The 14100-nt window shown below is 68.0% G+C and carries 16 protein-coding genes and 1 pseudogene; 13 read left to right on the top strand and 4 right to left on the bottom strand.

Annotation, left to right across the window (positions count from 1 at the left end; translation table 11 throughout):
• Positions 1–97 precede the first annotated feature (97 nt).
• The 7 genes from AW272_RS37475 (at position 98) to AW272_RS37445 (ending at position 5802) form a co-directional block, all read left to right on the top strand.
• A complete protein-coding gene (locus AW272_RS37475; RefSeq protein WP_066375256.1) occupies positions 98–1054 on the top strand; it encodes a DUF1152 domain-containing protein in 957 nt (318 codons plus the stop codon).
• Between the two features lie 57 nt (positions 1055–1111).
• A complete protein-coding gene (locus tag AW272_RS37470; RefSeq protein ID WP_066375254.1) occupies positions 1112–2083 on the top strand; it encodes an SPFH domain-containing protein in 972 nt (323 codons plus the stop codon).
• 17 nt (positions 2084–2100) lie between these two features.
• The gene (locus tag AW272_RS37465; protein ID WP_066375251.1) at positions 2101–2781 is read left to right on the top strand and encodes a GntR family transcriptional regulator; all 681 of its coding nucleotides are present in this window, start codon (positions 2101–2103) and stop codon (positions 2779–2781) included.
• A 65-nt stretch (positions 2782–2846) separates the two neighbouring features.
• A complete protein-coding gene (locus AW272_RS37460) occupies positions 2847–3122 on the top strand; it encodes a hypothetical protein (protein ID WP_066375246.1) in 276 nt (91 codons plus the stop codon).
• A 131-nt stretch (positions 3123–3253) separates the two neighbouring features.
• Positions 3254–4027 carry a CPBP family intramembrane glutamic endopeptidase gene (locus AW272_RS37455; RefSeq protein ID WP_218011197.1) on the top strand — a complete coding sequence of 258 codons (774 nt, stop codon included), beginning with the start codon at positions 3254–3256 and terminating at the stop codon, positions 4025–4027.
• A gap of 9 nt (positions 4028–4036) precedes the next feature.
• Positions 4037–5158: a sensor histidine kinase gene (locus AW272_RS37450; protein ID WP_218011196.1), complete on the top strand. Its 1122-nt coding sequence runs from the start codon at positions 4037–4039 to the stop codon at positions 5156–5158.
• Positions 5155–5802: a response regulator gene (locus AW272_RS37445; RefSeq protein WP_066375244.1), complete on the top strand. Its 648-nt coding sequence runs from the start codon at positions 5155–5157 to the stop codon at positions 5800–5802. The genes AW272_RS37450 and AW272_RS37445 overlap by 4 nt, the downstream gene beginning before the upstream one ends.
• 491 nt (positions 5803–6293) lie before the next feature.
• On the opposite strand, the gene AW272_RS37440 is transcribed toward AW272_RS37445, so the two are convergent.
• Positions 6294–7241, bottom strand: coding sequence for a GntR family transcriptional regulator (locus AW272_RS37440; RefSeq protein WP_066375243.1), 948 nt, complete (start codon positions 7239–7241; stop codon positions 6294–6296).
• A gap of 63 nt (positions 7242–7304) precedes the next feature.
• Here AW272_RS37440 and AW272_RS37435 point away from each other — a divergent pair, with 63 nt between their 5' ends.
• The 3 genes and pseudogenes from AW272_RS37435 to AW272_RS37425 all read left to right on the top strand — a co-directional run.
• Complete coding sequence (locus tag AW272_RS37435) at positions 7305–8174, top strand: ABC transporter substrate-binding protein (RefSeq protein WP_066375242.1); 870 nt, start codon at positions 7305–7307, stop codon at positions 8172–8174.
• Positions 8175–8195: 21 nt separating this feature from the next.
• Positions 8196–8897 carry an ABC transporter permease gene (locus AW272_RS37430; RefSeq protein WP_066375237.1) on the top strand — a complete coding sequence of 234 codons (702 nt, stop codon included), beginning with the start codon at positions 8196–8198 and terminating at the stop codon, positions 8895–8897.
• Between the two features lie 38 nt (positions 8898–8935).
• Positions 8936–9994, top strand: a pseudogene (locus tag AW272_RS37425) (ABC transporter ATP-binding protein); the annotation flags it as partial.
• 633 nt (positions 9995–10627) lie between these two features.
• Here AW272_RS37425 and AW272_RS43895 read toward each other — a convergent pair.
• Positions 10628–10795: a hypothetical protein gene (locus tag AW272_RS43895; protein ID WP_174551890.1), complete on the bottom strand. Its 168-nt coding sequence runs from the start codon at positions 10793–10795 to the stop codon at positions 10628–10630.
• A gap of 29 nt (positions 10796–10824) precedes the next feature.
• Here AW272_RS43895 and AW272_RS37420 point away from each other — a divergent pair, with 29 nt between their 5' ends.
• From AW272_RS37420 to AW272_RS37410, 3 genes are all read left to right on the top strand, one after another.
• Positions 10825–11238, top strand: a complete 414-nt coding sequence (locus AW272_RS37420; protein ID WP_066375231.1) for a type II toxin-antitoxin system VapC family toxin — start codon at positions 10825–10827, stop codon at positions 11236–11238.
• Positions 11239–11471: 233 nt separating this feature from the next.
• A complete protein-coding gene (locus AW272_RS37415; RefSeq protein ID WP_066375228.1) occupies positions 11472–12503 on the top strand; it encodes a pyridoxal-phosphate dependent enzyme in 1032 nt (343 codons plus the stop codon).
• Positions 12504–12689: 186 nt separating this feature from the next.
• A complete protein-coding gene (locus AW272_RS37410; protein WP_083959106.1) occupies positions 12690–12965 on the top strand; it encodes a hypothetical protein in 276 nt (91 codons plus the stop codon).
• A gap of 198 nt (positions 12966–13163) precedes the next feature.
• On the opposite strand, the gene AW272_RS41455 is transcribed toward AW272_RS37410, so the two are convergent.
• On the bottom strand, positions 13164–13469 hold the full coding sequence (locus tag AW272_RS41455) for a helix-turn-helix domain-containing protein (protein ID WP_083959105.1): 306 nt from the start codon (positions 13467–13469) through the stop codon (positions 13164–13166).
• 58 nt (positions 13470–13527) lie between these two features.
• Positions 13528–14100, bottom strand: a 573-nt coding sequence (locus AW272_RS37405) for an IS3 family transposase (protein ID WP_157519224.1), incomplete at its 5' end; no start/stop codon positions are given.

Here is a 14100-nt window from a genome sequence, read left to right as displayed (position 1 = left end):
ACCAACCGTCGTACCCCACCCGGCATTCCCTACCGTTTTGCTGGATCCGGGATTCAGACCGGGCATTCTCCCGAATTCCTCCTGGTAGTTTCCCGGGATGTTCTCGTTGCACGAGCCTCCGCTGTTCACCCGGCTCAAACAGGCGCACCGGATTCTGGTGGCCGGAGCGGGCGGGGGATTCGATGTGTTCGCCGGGCTCCCGCTCGCCGTGGAATTGTGGGACGCGGGCAAGCAGGTCTACTTGGCCAATTTGTCCTTCAGCCGGTTAGAAGGGCTGGATCTCGAGGTGTGGCTGGATCAGGACGTGGCCGCGATCGGTCCGGAGACGGTCAGCCGAGACGCGTATTTCCCCGAACGGTCACTCGCCCGCTGGCTCGAAGCCCACGACCTGCCTTCCACCGTCTACGCGTTCCCCAAGGTCGGGGTAAGCCCACTACGAGCGGCCTATCAGGCGCTGGTGGAACGCCTGGACATCGATGCCGTCGTCCTGGTCGACGGCGGGACCGACATCCTGCTGCGCGGTGACGAGACGGGGCTGGGCACCCCGGAGGAGGACATGGCCAGCCTGGCGGCCGTGCACGGGCTCGACGTGGCGGAGAAGCTGGTCGTCTGCCTGGGGTTCGGCATCGACGCCTACCACGGGGTGAACCACGTTCAGGTGCTGGAGAATCTGGCGGCGCTGGACCGCGACGGGGCTTATCTGGGCGCTTTCTCCATTCCCCGTTCCAGCAGGGCGGCCGAGCTCTATCTGGACGCGGTCGCCTACGCCCAGGCCGAGACCTCAGTGCATCCGAGCATCGTCAACGGCTCGATCGCGGCCGCGCTGAACGGGCAGTTCGGCGACGCCCAGTTCACCACTCGCACCAGGGGCAGCGAGCTGTTCATCAACCCCCTCATGGCCGTCTACTTCGCCGTCGACGCCGGGGGGCTCGCCCGTCGCTCGCTCTATCTGGACCGGCTTGAGGACACCGTCCTCATGCGTCAGATCAGCACGATCATCTGGAGCTTCCAGGCGGAGATCACCTCACGCCCGCCCCGGGCGTTCCCGCACTGACGCATATCTTTCAAGTTTCCTCTTATCAAATCGTTCAACAATCCTTACATTGAACATATGTCCAAAACCTTGATCGGTGTCTTACTAGCCGCCCTGACCGGGCTCGCGCTGATCACGTACACGACCGGGTTCACGCAGACGGACGCGGGAGTCATCGCCGTCGTCCGGGACGGCGGTCCGCTCGACGAGAGCGGTATCCGTCAGGTCCTCAACCCGGCCACCGGACCCAGCTGGACGGGGTTCTGGTCCACCGCGCACACCTACCCGGCGCAGCAGCGGATCTACACGATCACCTCGGACCCCAAACGGGCCACCACTCTCGGGGTGGACGAGGTCGTCGTGCCCAGCGGTGACGGGGTCAACGTGGGTGTGGAGGGCACGTTCTACTTCACGCTCAACCTCGATCACCCGACCCTCGAAGCCTTCGACGACCGGTACGGAACCCGTACCTACATCGGCGACGACGGCGAGATGCTCTACGCCTGGGACGGCGACGAAGGCTGGAGCGCCTTCTTCAGCCAGGCGGTCCGCCCTGTCATCTACAACACGATGCGCGTGCAGATCGGGGCCATGCGCTGCGCGGAGCTGGTGCCCACCTGCGCCTTCCTCAACGGCGCCGAGATCCCCGAGCCGAGCGCCGGCCTGGCGAACCTGGCCCGCGTGCAGTCGGGGGTCAACGCCAGCCTGGAGCGGGAGATCCAAGCCATGCTGGGCGGCCCCTACCTCACCGGATTCCGGTTCAACCTGGTCCGGATCACCCTGCCCACCGAGGTCCAGCAGAGCATCACCAACGCCCAGGGCGCGCAGGCGGACATCCGCCAGGCCGAGGCCAGGGCCGAGCAGGCCAAGATCGACGGCCGGGCCCTGGTGACCGGCGCCGAGGCCCAGGCGGACGCCAACCGCGCCCGCCAGGAGGGCTACGAGGCCTGCCCGGCCTGCGTGGAGATCGACAAGATCGGGGCGCTGCCGGACGGCATCACGGTCTACGCCCCCGGCAACCCCGACGCCGTGGACGCCACCGGCAAGTAGATGATTGTCTGCCAACCGTGAGTGAACCAGGCTCCTCGGACGCATATGGGGAGACCCGCCCGTTCCGGGTCCGCAGCAGCACGGCCGAATGGGCGGCGGCGATCCTCCGGCAGCGGGTCACCCAAGGTGGCCTGCTGCCCGGCAGCCGTCTGGCCGAAGACGAACTGACCGCCGAGCTGGAAGTCTCCCGCAACACCCTGCGGGAGGCGTTCAGCCTGCTCAGCCAGGAGCGGCTGCTGGAACACCGGCTCAACCGGGGCGTCTACGTGCGCGTGCTGTCCCCGGCCGACGTCTCCGACATCTACCAGGTCCGCCGCATGATCGAGGGCGCGGCGGTGCGAAGGTCGTACAAGGACCCCATCTCCCTGACCGCCCTCAGGGGCGCGGTCTCCGATGCCGAGAAGGCCGCCGCCGAAGGCCGCTGGCTCGACGTCGGCACCGCCGACCTGCGCTTTCACCAGCTCATCGCCTCGCTCAACGGGAGCCGGCGGGTGGACGCGATGATGGCCCAGGCCCTGGCCGAACTCCGTCTGGTGTTCCACGCCATGAACCCCCGCGAGCTGCACGCGCCCTTCCTGCCGCGCAACCGCGAACTGCTGACCCTGCTGGAGTCCGGCCGGAACGCCGAGGCCGAAGCCCTGCTCGCGACCTATCTGGACGAGGCCGAACGCCTGCTGCTCGCCGCGTGCACCCCGTAGTGAGCCCGCGCGCTGGTATGGGACAGTTGCGGACATTGTTCTCTACAGGTCTCGAAGCGGGAGCCATGGCAGCGGAGTTCCACCTCGGCGATTACATCCTGGTGCAGGACGGCAGGACCCTTGAGATCTTCCACCGGGATCTGTCCGAGAGCAGCCGCTATCACGTGGCGTTTCTTGGAGTGGACGTCCAGCCGCGCGGTGACGCGTTCAAGGTCCGGCTCGGCGCCAGGCGGGGCGACAACCAGGTCATCGGCGGGGTGGGCCTGAAGATGAACCAGGAGGAGTTCACCCGGTTCCGCGAGTTCATCGCCCTGGCCATCGCGGCCCGCGACGGCTCCTGAACAGGCCGGGCGCATCCCCCGTGAGAGCTACCCGAAGTGTTCGCCTGCCGGGGATCCGTCACCCGGGGCCGCGTTCGTAGCGTTGCCGACGAGTCGCCGCACCGATGCGGCGCAGGTCACCGGAGGCTTCGATGAACACGACACAGCGCTCCCGTTCTCCCCTCATCTGGCTCCCGGCCGGGCTGATCGGCGTCGGCGGGGTGTCGGCACTGGCCTCGGGCGGAGCGTTCCTCGCCGTCGTGGCGGCGGCGGCCGCACTGGCCGTCTACTGGACGGTCATGCGTTTCGTCGCCCGGCGCCCCATGCCCGAACTGGCCACACGGGGAGCCGGTCGGGAGGCGTTATCCGGCGGCGCGATCGGCCTGGGGTTCGTCCTCCTCTCGGTCCTGGTGATCACCGTTTTCGGCGGCTACTCGTTCACCTGGTCCCAGGGCCTGTCGGCGGTGCTGCCGTTGGCCGCGGTCTCGATCGGCGCGGCGGTCACCGAGGAACTCCTCTTCCGCGGCCTCGCGCTGCAGGCGCTGGAGGGCCTGCTCGGCAGCCGGGCCGCGCTGGCGATCACCGCGCTGCTGTTCGGCGCTCTCCACCTGGCCAACCCGGGCGCCACCTTGTGGAGTTCGCTGGCCATCGCCGTCGAGGCGGGCGTCCTGCTGGGAGCGGCCTTCCTGTGGCGGCGCAGCATCTGGTTCGTGATCGGGCTCCATTTCACCTGGAACGTCACCGTGGCGCTGCTGGGCATCCCCGTCTCCGGCCACCCGTCCGAAGGAGTGCTGACCACGCACGTCTCCGGCCCGGAGTGGCTGACCGGCGGAGCGTTCGGGCTGGAGGCCTCCGTCGTCCCGGTCGTCGTGAGCGTGCTGATCGCGGCGGCGATGCTGGTCCGCGCCCGCCTGGTCCGTCGTTAGGCTCGTCGCGTGTCACTCAGAAGGGACACTCTGCTCGCTGCGGTCCTCACGCTGCTGGCCTTCGTGCCGACCGTGTCGGGCATCGGAGCCGAAATCGGCGACCTGCCCAAGCACCCGTCCGACGCCCTGGCCGTGACACTGACCTTGGCCCTGACCCTCCCGCTGGCACTGCGCACCCGCCGGCCCGCCGCGTGCCTGGCGATCGTCGGTATGGCCTTCGCGCTGCACCAGACACTGTCCTACCCGCCGACGTTCGGCACCGTAGGCATCTACCTGGCGCTGTACGCCGCCGGCGCCCATCAGGTGCGCCTGCGCCGGACCACCCAGATCGCGGCGGCCACGGGCTACATCATCCTGGCGATCGTCCTGTACGTGCTGGGCTCCCCCCGCCAGATCCCCGACTTCCTGGCGTTCTCCCTGGTCCTGATGGCGAGCTGGGCGGCCGGAGCCCTGGTGCGCCGATGGCGGGCCGACGAGGCCGAGCGGCGACGGCTTTCGGCACAGGTGGCCGTGGCCGCCGAACGGGCCAGGATCGCCCGCGAACTCCACGACGTGGTCACCCACCACGTGACCGCGATGGTGGTCCAGGCCGACGCCGCGCAGTACCTCATGGATAGCGCGCCAGACCGAGCCGGAGACTCACTCACGGCGATCAGCGGAACGGGCCGCCGTGCGCTGACGGAGCTGCGCTCCCTGCTCGGCGTGCTGGAAGCCACCGGCGACCCGGCGGCGGCCGACCGCACACCGGCCCTGGGCAAGGTGAGCGACCTGGTGGAACAGGCCCGGTTATCCGGCCAGCCCGTCGAGTGGACCGAACTCGGCGCTCCCCTCGCGCAGAGCGTCGACGTGGAGCTGGCCGTCTACCGAGTCGTCCAGGAGGCACTCACCAACGCGCTCAAGCACGCGACGGGACACCCGACCGCGGTGCTGGTGAGGCACGGCGACACCCACATCGAGATCGAGGTGACCACCGAGGGCTCGTCCACCACTCCCGCCACCGCGCCGGGCGGCCGAGGCCTGGCCGGTTTGCGTGAGCGGGTGCGCATGCTCAATGGTGAGCTGATCGCCGGACCGCGGCCCGAAGGCGGGTTCAGCGTCCGCGCGCTGATCCCGTCCAGGAGCGACACATGATCCGGGTGCTCGTCTGCGAAGATCAGGCGCTGGTACGCGCCGGATACGTCACCATCTTCGACGCCCAGCCGGACATGGAGGTCGTCGGCGAGGCGGCCGACGGACGCGCGGCGGTGGAGGCCGCATCGCACCTGAACCCCGACGTGATCGTGATGGACATCCGCATGCCGGTGGTGGACGGCATCGAGGCCACCCGGCGTCTGGCCGGCCCCGGCACCGCGAACCCCGCGAAGATCCTGGTGGTCACCACGTTCAACGTCGACGAGTACGTCTACGAGGCCCTCCGCGCGGGCGCCAGCGGTTTCCTGCTGAAGGACGCGCACCCATCCGAACTGATCAACGGCGTCCGGACGATCGCGGCAGGCGACTCCCTGCTGGCCCCCGCCGTCACCCGCACCCTCATCGGCCACTACGCCGAACGCCTCCGCCCCGCTCCCGGGAACCACGTGGTGGACGTTTTGACACCTCGCGAGCTGGAGGTCCTCCGGCAGCTCGCAGCCGGGCTGTCCAACGCCGAGATCGCGGCCCAGCTCTTCATCACCCCGGAGACGGTGAAGACCTACGTGTCCCGAATCCTGACCAAGCTCGACCTGCGTGACCGAGTCCAGGCGGTCGTCCTGGCCTACCGGATCGGCTTGGTCTGATGCACGGCCGCAGTGGGACCGTCAGCACGATGCCGCCGGACTCACCCAGCAGCACCTGGAGATCGCGGTGGCGCATCATGCTCCGGACGGTCCTGGGGTCAAGCTTCCGCCTCCGCACCTGCCAGACGCCACCGTCGGGATCGGTCAGTTCTCCCGAGGAACCGGGGCTCAGCGTAGACATATCGCAAGTTTCGCACCCCGTCAGAGGCCGTCGAGGAATTCCACGAGCAGGCGGTTGACCTCGTCGGGCCGTTCCTGCTGGATCCAGTGACCACATTCCAGAAGGTGACTCCCGAGAGTCCGGGGATAGGCGTCCAAGGCATCGGAAAGCCACATGGTGGACGCGGCGCGCTGGTGACCAATTGGTGATCACCGCAACGGATTCGACCTCCGGACAACCGCTGCTGTGGGGACTGCGGAAGGTACTTCCCGAGCAACTCCGCAACGGGCGATCGTCGGTGGAATAACCAGCTATATCCAGTCAGCCTGGCCTATCGGGTGGTACGTCGTTCTTGACCCGTCGCGTCGGAGAGCTTCGTGACGTCGCCGGACTTGGAGGTGTCGTACCCGCCCAGTGCGGAGATCCTGTCGCGCAAGGTCGGCGTGTGCAGTGCGGCGATGAGTTGAGCAGCCTGGCCGAGAGCATTGCCGGCCAGCCCGATGTCGAAATCTTCCCAGGTCAGGGGGATGAACTCGAGGTCCATGTCGCTCGCGGCCGAGCGGACCCCGAGGCCGGCGTCGACGGTGCCGGTGGCGACGGCCACGGCGACCTCGAGATGGGTGCCGACCTCTGGTCCTCGAAGGGCGTCCGGGTCGTGACCGGCGGCGAGGAGCAGCCGGTCCAGAAGGATTCGGGTCCCGCTACCCGGGCGCCGCGTGGAGACCCGTCGCCCTGCGAGATCGGCGACGCCGGTGATGCCCAGGGGGTTGCCCGGCAGCACGATCAGCCCCTGCTCGCGCCGCCAGAGGTGGATCAGGTGCGGATCGAGGCCACGCAGCATGCCGAGCGCGAAAGGCGCGTTGTAGATCCCGGTGTGGTGCAGCAGATGGATCGCGGCGCCGTCGGCGCGACCCTGGCGCACCGCGCCGAGGCCGGCGACGCTGCCCTCGCCGACGACGACTCTCAGCTTGCCGTCGAGCGCGCCGGTGACGAGGCCGAGGGCGGGATCGTCGCTGCCCGTGAGAGTGAAAACCGAGTCGGCGTGCAGGAACCGCCGGGCCGCGAGCGCGGCGCCGGGGGCCACGCGTGCACGGCGGCGGTCGGTCAACTCGAGCACTCCAGCGTCGGCCAGCACGCGTTGCGCCCGGCTGACCGTAGAGGCGGTGGTGTGCCACTGCTGGGCGAGATCGCGGACCCCCGGCAGCTCGTCACCGGGGTGCAGGGTTCCCGCACTGATCCGATGGGCGAGGTCGGCGCAGATCTCCCTATATCGGGTCACGCTTGCATACTGCATACTTTTATTCTTGCACTACTCTGAAGTACCGCAGAAGGGGCCACAGTAATGCGTAGAACGCTGACCGTTGTTTTCGCGTGGGCCGCAGCGGTCTTGCTGGCGGGGTGTGGGACCGCCGCGACCTCCGGCGGAACGGCGTCGAAGCCCACGGTGGAGAAGTCACTGATCCTGGCCACCACGACCAGCACCCAGGACAGCGGCCTGCTCGACGAGCTGTTGCCGGTCTTCACCCGCGACAGCGGCTGGCAGGTCAAGACCTTGGCGGTCGGTAGTGGGCAGGCCATTGAGCTGGGACGTCGCGGGGAGGCCGACGCGCTGCTGGTGCATTCCCCCGCGGCTGAGACGGAGTTCGTGGCCGAGGGCAGCGTCGGCTCGCGGCGGCTGGTGATGCACAACGACTTCGTCCTCATCGGTCCCAAGGCCGACCCGGCCGAAGTACAGGGCACGAGCAGCGCGGAAGCGATGAAGAAGATCGCAGCCGCGGAGGCCGTGTTCATCTCCCGGGGCGACGAGTCGGGCACGCATGCCAAGGAGAAGGGCCTCTGGTCCAAGGCCGGGGTGACCCCGGACGGATCCTGGTACCAGTCCACCGGGCAGGGCATGGGCGAGACACTGCGGGTCGCCAGCGAGAAGGCCGGTTACACCCTGTCCGACCGGGCCACCTATCTCGCGCAGCGCGGCACCCTGGCGCTTGACGTGCTCAGCGAGGGCGATCCGGGCCTGCTGAACGTCTACCACGTCATCGAGATGACGAAGAAGGCAGGCGACCTGGTGCGGCCCGACGGCGCGAAGGCCTTCGCCGACTGGATCGTCGGCCCGTCGGCGCAGCAGCTCATCGGTGAGTTCGGGCGGGCGAAGTTCGGCCAGCCGTTGTTCATCCCGGACGCCGGCAAGGACGAGGCGACCCTGGGCCAGTGAGCCCGGCGCGGAGGTGAATCGATGGACGTGCTGTTCAACGGGCTGGTGGACGCGATCAGGCTGCTGCTCACCGGCGACCAGGACAGCTGGTCGATCACCGCGCTGACCCTGCGCGTCTCGTTGACCGCGACCGCGATCGCCCTGCTGATCGGCCTGCCGCTGGGCGCGACCGTAGCGCTGGCCCGCTTCCCGGGCCGGCGAATCGCCCTGGCGGCAGTGAACACAGGGATGGGCCTGCCCCCGGTGGTGGTCGGCCTCTTCGTCACCGTGCTGCTGTGGCGCAGCGGCCCGGTAGGCGGACTAGGGCTGCTCTACACCCCGACCGCGATGGTCATCGCCCAGGCCGCGATCGCCACCCCGATCGTCGTAGCGCTGGTCGCCGCCGCCCTGCAACAGGTCGACCCCGACTTCCGCGTCCAGATGCGAGCTCTCGGAGCGACCCCGATCCGCGCGCTCGCGGCGCTGCTGGGCGAAGCCAGGTTGCCGCTGCTGGCCGCGGCGATGGCCGCGTTCGGTGCGGTGGTGAGTGAAGTCGGGGCCGCCCAGATGGTCGGAGGGAACCTGGCCGGACAGACCCGCGTGCTGACCACCGCTGCGGTATTGGCCACCAGCCGTGGCCAGTTCTCGCTCGCGATCGCGTTCGGCCTGATCCTGCTGCTGATCGCGTTCGCCGTGAACCTGTCGCTGACCCTGATCCAACAGCGGCAGCCGGTGCTGCGGTGAACGACGCCGGGATCGGATGCCGAGGCCTGCGCGTACACGCCGGCCGCCGGGAACTGCTCAGCGTGCCTGAACTGCACGTCGCGTCAGGACGCACACTGGCTGTCCTGGGCCCCAACGGCGCCGGCAAGTCCACCCTGCTGCGCGCACTGGGCATGCTCAGCACCCACCGCGTCAGCGGGGAGATCCGGCTCAATGGCCACCCCGCGACGCGGCCCCAGATGCGCGACGCGGTCGTGGCGGTACTGCAACGCCCGATCATGCGCCGCGGCACCGTGGCCGCCAACGTGATCAGCGGGCTGCGTTTTCGCGGCATGACCCGCCGCGAGGCTCGCGCCCGCGCATGGCCGTGGATCGAAGCGCTAGGCCTGGAGTCCCTAGTCGACCGGGACGCCCGCAGCCTGTCCATAGGCGAGGCCCAGCGGGTCAGCATCACCCGCGCGCTGGCGGTCGCCCCCCAGGTGCTGCTGCTCGACGAGCCGTTCAGCGGCTTGGACAGCACCACGCGCGCCGACCTGCTGGCCGACCTGCGCGCCGCGCTGACCGGCCGGCCCACCGCCACGATCCTGGTCACCCACGACCGGCACGAGGCCCTCGCACTGGCCGAGGACACCGCGCTGCTGATCGACGGCCGAATCCGCCAGCACGGCCCGACCGCCGAGATACTGGACCGCCCCGGCGACACCGACACCGCCCGACTGCTCGGCTACACCAACCTCCTTCCACCGGCTCTCACCGGCGGACCCCACACCCTCGTGGCGCGACCCGAGCACACCCAACTCGTCCTCACCTCAGCGGACACCCCCGGGGACCCAACCGACGATGTACGGCCGGTGATCGGAACACTGCGCCGGACGGTCGCACTCGGCGTCGTCACGCGCGTCGACGTCGACACCTCTACGGGCCCGCTGACCTGCCTGCACCCCGGCGACGTCCTCGCGACGGAGTTTCCCCCGATCGGCAGCGACGTCCATGTGAGGATTCGGCAGGCACGGCCGTTGACCACGGCCGACCGAGACGAGCCGACGGAAAGCACAACCGACTCCGCCGCCCGGCCTCGGAGATCGACAGGGAACCGGCGGGCCGGCACTCGATGGTGAGCTTCATCCATGCGCAACAGCGGGTCAGGGCTTTGCCTCGGCTTGTCCCGGTTCGAGGGCCATACGGCTGGCACGGGCCGCGGTAGTGTTCCCGCCACTGTGCTGGCGGTAGCGGCGACCGCTCAAGTGGAGAGGGTCGAAGGACGGGCCCTCAGCTTCTGTCGACCGAACTGATGAGCAGAGCCTTTGGCGATCGTCATGGAGCCCGAGCGCAGTTACGCGGCCGACCGGGCTGGTGCTGGTGCTTGTCGGCTACGACAGGTTCGCGACGCGTCATCGCGAGGTCGCTCGGGCGACGCTCGACATAGTCGCCAGGAATGCGCTGTCGGCGATGATGTTCGGGCACCGAATGTTCTGTCTGGTCCAGACTGATGATCCGACACCGTGCTTAAACCGGTGGGGCGGTCGGCATCAGGTGGAACCGCGCAGAGTGGCTGGTCGAGAATCGCCGCCCAATGTAGATCGCTTTATTTCCATCTTCGATGCGGCCCGCACACAAAGCTCTCGGATCTCGCTCGTCGGTGAGCGAATACTCACGAAGCCCGGAGGATAAGAGGTAGGATAAAGGGCATGAGTGAGCCTACTGGCAAGTATTCGATCACTATGCCACGCGACATCGCGGAGGCCGCCAGGTCACGAAGTGGCCCCTCTGGACTGTCTGCCTACGTCGCGGCTGCCGTCGCCCGCCAGATCGAGCGTGACAACCTCAGTGAACTCATCCAGGTCGCTGAAGCCGAGCATGGCCCCATCACCGACGACGAGGTTCAAGCCCTGCGTGACCAACTCCACCAGGCTCGGCATGAACAGCCTCCTGGCGCGGCGGGCGCCGCATGACCCGTTCTCCCGCCACCCCCGGCGGCACCCTGGTGCTCGACAGCGAGGGGCTGGCCAAGGCGGTCCTGCGTGATCGTGCCGTTACGGCATGGCTCGCCCTCGCCCGTGCCGACGACCTTCGCGTGATCACCTCCGCCGCCACCCTCGTCGAGGTGGTTCACCCCCGCGTCAACCGGCCGGCCCTGGAGTGGATACTGTCGCGCCTCGTCGTGGAACCGGTCACCGAACCGATCGCCCGCCACTCCGCCAAACTTCTGTCTGACGCAGGCCTGCACGGACACAAGCACGCCATCGATGCCATGCTCTGCGCCACTGCTCTCGCAGCCCCTGCTCCCGTGACGGTTCTCACTTCCGACCCTGACGACCTGGCCGCCATGTGTGGCGGACTCGTCATCGTCATGAAGGTCTGAAGGGGGCCGCGACGAGCGGCGTTCTGGATCGGCCCCACATCGGACCGCGTCGCGCATGACGAAGGTTGATCGTGAGGTCCCGACCTGGGAACGAAGGTGTAGCGCAGAGGGAGGCCGGTGACAGTGAATCCCCGCGAGTGACCGTGGTTCCTCGTTCGTTCCGGCACGCATCTGGCACGAGATCGCAGACATGATTGCCGCTACCTGCGACGTACATTGGCCACGTGATCAGTATGTGGGCCGCCGAGGCGATCACCCGGTTGGATGAGGAGAAGGCTCGGGCGGGTGTCACCCCGCTCTGTGAGTTCCCTCTGCCGGCGTCCTGGGGAGTTCGCCTCTGGTTCAAGGACGAATCGACCCAGCCGACCGGTAGCCTCAAGCATCGGCTGGCCCGTGCCCTGTTCGCCGACGCGATCGCCGCAGGTCGCATCGTGGCCGGCACCACCGTCGTCGATGCCACCGGCGGCTCCATGGCCATCGCTCAGGCTTACTTCGCCCGTCTGCTCGGCCTGCCGTACATCGCCGTCATGCCGACGAAGTCCCCAGGCGAAGGGGTCGAACAGCTTGGTGGGACGTGCCTGCACGTGGACCCTCCACTGGCGATCTACGAGCACGCCGCGAGGCTGGCCCGTGATGTGGGCGGACATTATCTGGACCACTACAGATCCGCAGCGACCGTCGGCTGGCGCGGCGGCAGCCTGGCCGACGAGTTGTTCGAGCAGGTCGTTGAGTGCCCCCACTGGATTGTGGTTGGTGCGGGCACCGGGGCGACCGCAGCCGCCCTCGGCCGTCGCCTCAGAACCGACGGTTTATCCGGACAGCTGGCGGTGGTCGATCCGGAGAACTCCGCCTACTTCCCCGGCTGGGTATACGGCGCCCCCGACTACGGCACCGGCATGCCCTCTCGAATCGAGGGCATCGGCCGCCCCCGAATGGAGCCGGGATTCGCCGCCGATCTCGTCGACCTGGTCATCCCCGTCCGCGACGCGGCCAGCGTCGCCGCCGCACGTCGGGTCCGCCAGGTGACCGGGTCCTCGGTGGGACCGGCCACGGGCACCAACCTGTGGGGAGCACTGGAGCTCATCACGAGAATGCGGGCCCAGGGCGTCCGGGGCGAAGTCGTCACCCTCATCGGCGACGCACACCCACGCCACCTGCGGGCCTGTCACGACGACGATTGGGCTGAGAGCAAGGGCTTCGACTGGCGGCCGCACGAGGAAAAGCTTGCCCGCCTCCTCGAAGTGAACGACGCAGATGGACGGTGAGGACGAAACCGCAACTATCACGGGTGCTTTGGCGTTGCCCCCGACTACATCACCGCCACAGTCGGGGGATGGGCGGACTTTCACCATGCTCCACCCCGCTGATTCTCCGTCGCCGCCGTCGTTCCAGCGCGCGGGTCATCCAGAGACGCATTGTTCAATCAGGGCGCCATAAGGCATGATCACCGAGTGCAGAGGGATGATGAGCTGGTCCGGACACTGGCCGAGCTGGTTGTGGACATGACGTGGTTCTTGGAATCGTGTGATGACACGGTCGTAAATCCAGATGATGCCGTGAAGCAGATGGAGTGGATAAGTCATAAGCTCGGCACGTTACCGGCTGAGGATCAGTCCAGACTTATCGCACTCATCCGCGAGAGGGCGGAGTCCGAGCCCGAGCCCCATTTTCGTACGTTCCTGGAGACCTTCGCGGAGAACAGCGGACTGCTCGGCGAAGATAGCTGAGTTCGGGTACCGATTTCCGCCCGCTGATTTACAGGAAATCACACGAAGATCAAATAGCGCTACAAGACCCGAGTCGCCACGAGGTACGAGCAGATCCGGCAGGAGTCCCCGCGATATGACCTCGCCGGTCGGGTAGGGAACATGCCTTGTGGAGGCGCTGACCTGCGGCTGGGATTGGTCATGGCAACTACCTGCAAGTCATACGTTCGCGACCTGTCGATGATGCACTGTTAGGGGCTCGATTTCAGTAGTGTCGTCGTCGACAATGAGTTCGACCCGGAACCGCACTCCCATTGCCGCACCGAGACGCACAAGCGTCGCTATATCTGGAATGCCGCCACCGCTCTCGATGCGGGATAGCGCAGGCTGGGACATCCCTGCCCGCTCCGCCACGCTTTTCTGAGACAGGCCTCGGCGTCTGCGGATCTCACGCAACTGATCGCCGAGTTCCAGGTCACGGCCCGCCTGCTCGTATTCGGGGTGAGGCTGCGCATCTGCTTCCATCTGGCGCAGACGCTTTGCCTTGTAGGTGGGGGTTCGCCCCTGAATGTGGACACCGTTCTCAGGCTGCGGTAGCGATGCTACCTGCGGTTTTCTCGTAGTTGACCGGTGACATCTGGCCGAGCGCGGAGTGTCGGCGGCGGGTGTTGTAGCGGGTGATCCATCGGAACACGGTCAGGCGGGCGTCACGGGCGCAGGCCCACCGGGGAGCGCCCCGCAGCGTCTCGCGCTTGAGCGTGGCGTTGAAGGACTCGGCCGCGGCGTTGTCCGCGCTCGTGCCGACCACGCCCCGGGAACGGGTGACGTGCAGGCGGCGGCAGGCCTCCTCGAACTCGCGGCTGCAGTACTGCGCGCCGTTGTCGCTGTGGAAGACCGCGCCGTCCAGGCTGCCGCCACGTGTGCGGGCCGCGGCCTCCAGGGCGTCCACGACGAGTTCGGTGCGCATGTGGTCGGCGATCGACCAGCCCGCCAGCCGCCGCGACCCCAGATCCAGGACAGTCGCCAAGTACAGGAACCTGCCGTCCCCGATCGGCAGATACGTGATATCGCCGACGTACCTCTGGTTCGGCTGCCCGGCGGTGAAGTCACGCCGCACCAAGTCAGGGACCGGGGTCGCGGACGGTTCGGGCACCGT

The organism is Herbidospora mongoliensis, assembly GCF_001570545.1.
Classification (GTDB): Bacteria; Actinomycetota; Actinomycetes; order Streptosporangiales; family Streptosporangiaceae; genus Herbidospora; species Herbidospora mongoliensis.
The sequence above is the reverse complement of the archived record's forward strand: the minus strand, read 5'-3'. Positions and strand labels throughout refer to the sequence as shown.